Origin of the sequence: Quyinboa ferrireducens, assembly GCF_042436675.1 — a bacterium.
Lineage (GTDB): Bacteria > Bacteroidota > Bacteroidia > Bacteroidales > UBA5342 > JBHJHP01.
In genome coordinates, this window is sequence record NZ_JBHMVA010000057.1 from 1 (window position 1) to 1827 (window position 1827).

2 protein-coding genes are annotated in these 1827 nt (G+C 32.0%); both read left to right on the top strand.

What is annotated here, in order from left to right; genetic code table 11:
• Nucleotides 1-218 precede the first annotated feature (218 nt).
• Entirely contained in the window at nucleotides 219-1019 is an 801-nt protein-coding gene (locus ACE01N_RS20350; protein WP_380592892.1) for a hypothetical protein, read from the top strand.
• Nucleotides 1020-1200: 181 nt separating this feature from the next.
• Entirely contained in the window at nucleotides 1201-1635 is a 435-nt protein-coding gene (locus ACE01N_RS20355) for a hypothetical protein (RefSeq protein WP_380592894.1), read from the top strand.
• Nucleotides 1636-1827 lie beyond the last annotated feature (192 nt).

Here is a 1827-nt window from a genome sequence, read left to right on the forward strand (position 1 = left end):
ACAAAAGAAAGTAATAATACTGATGTATTTTAGTAAAATGATTGACAGTACATTATAAAAAGCACTACCCACAACACGCGGTGCATAGTGCATGGCAGTACTTTTAAACAAAAAATATCAACGTTCGCGCAAAGCACCTTTCATCCTGACAGTTCCTTTCACGGGTGAAAGAAACTGCCACGACACCATACCGCGGGAACGTTGGCAACAATTATAATATGAAGAAAGCAATACATCTAATAATCGTTTTATTTGCATCACTAATTTTTGTTAGTTGTGACTCAGAATCAGAGTTTCAAACAAATTATGATGAACAAAATATATTCTTAAATAATGCCATTGTTGAAAATTATGGATGCATTGATTATGAATTACAATATAAAGATTTTCAAGATTACTCAAAATCGATAATAGAACTTAAACCCTACTTTGATAATCTTAAAAAGATATTTATCCAAAAAGATACTTATGATAAAGAAACTTTAATTAATAGTGTCGATAGTATAAAAAGCTTTATTTATTCTGATTATTATATTAGACATGATACTACGTACCCCAATTTCCTATTATCAAGAATTTTAAATTTTATAAATCATTGGACTAAACCTGAAAAAATAAATACATCATTAAATACAATATATCTGAATCAAGTATTAATGCTAGAAAAACAAATTACTGATTCCTACATTAAAAATAATTACAATTGGACTCCAGCACTTGACAAATACAAAATTGAAATCATTCCTGATAAAGAACAGATAAAACTTGGCGATGAATTTTCTGCAAGAGTTTTTTTTACCGGATTTCCTACTAAATACAAACCTAGAATTATAGTTTCAGAATTAATAAATGGAAAAAAATTTAACTCTGATACAATTGACTATAATTTTGAAAATACAAAATTTACGATTATGCCAGACTCAAAAGGAATTAAAGAACTAAATATTGAGTATATACAAATGTTCAATGGTTTGAATAACCTATATTTTTCAGAGAATTTAAAATATGAAGTTAAATAATAACTGTTGCCAACACGCGGTCATAGTGCATGGCAGTATTTTTAAATAAAATAATTCAACGTTCGCTGCAAGCACCTTTCGTCCTGACAGTTCCTATCCTATCGGACAGAAACTGCCACGACACCATACCGCGGGAACGTTGTGGGCAAGCATGAAAAAAGTTAAATAATAGCAATAGATCGTGAGGAAGAAATGGATAATTATTATAAGTGCAATTACACTGCTGAGTTTAACTCTCATTATCTTTTTTATCAATATTAACAGAAAGACAGCAGATTGGGACTTTATACAAAAAGTAGGTGGGATAAAAATTGAAACACCATTGGAGACAGAAGACGGTTACTACTTGCCAGTATTATGCAATGTGTCGGGACTAGACTCAATTACAGTTAAACCGACGACTTTAAATTCCGCACTATCCTGCATAAAGACAAAAGTTACAACTAATAAAAATCATATTCATTTGAAAATAGTGACTGGAGTTGCTACAAACAAAAACAAAGACTGTAAATGTAAAGCAGTTTCCATCGGTGACTTAGAATCTGGAGAATACAAAGTCTTTTATGGAGACGAGGAGAATTTACAACACGAAATAGGCACATTTGCAATAAAGTAGAAAGAGAGTAATTACTTGAATATGAATAAAAGAAAGAAATGCCAGCCCACAACAAGCTGTCATAGTGCATGCGGTTATTTTAACCTGCAAACCAATATTCTGTATGTCGTCTTTACGGCTTGACAGTCTCCACTTCGTGGGACAGTCAACCGCACGACACCATACAGCGGGAACGTTGTACCCCATTTAAGA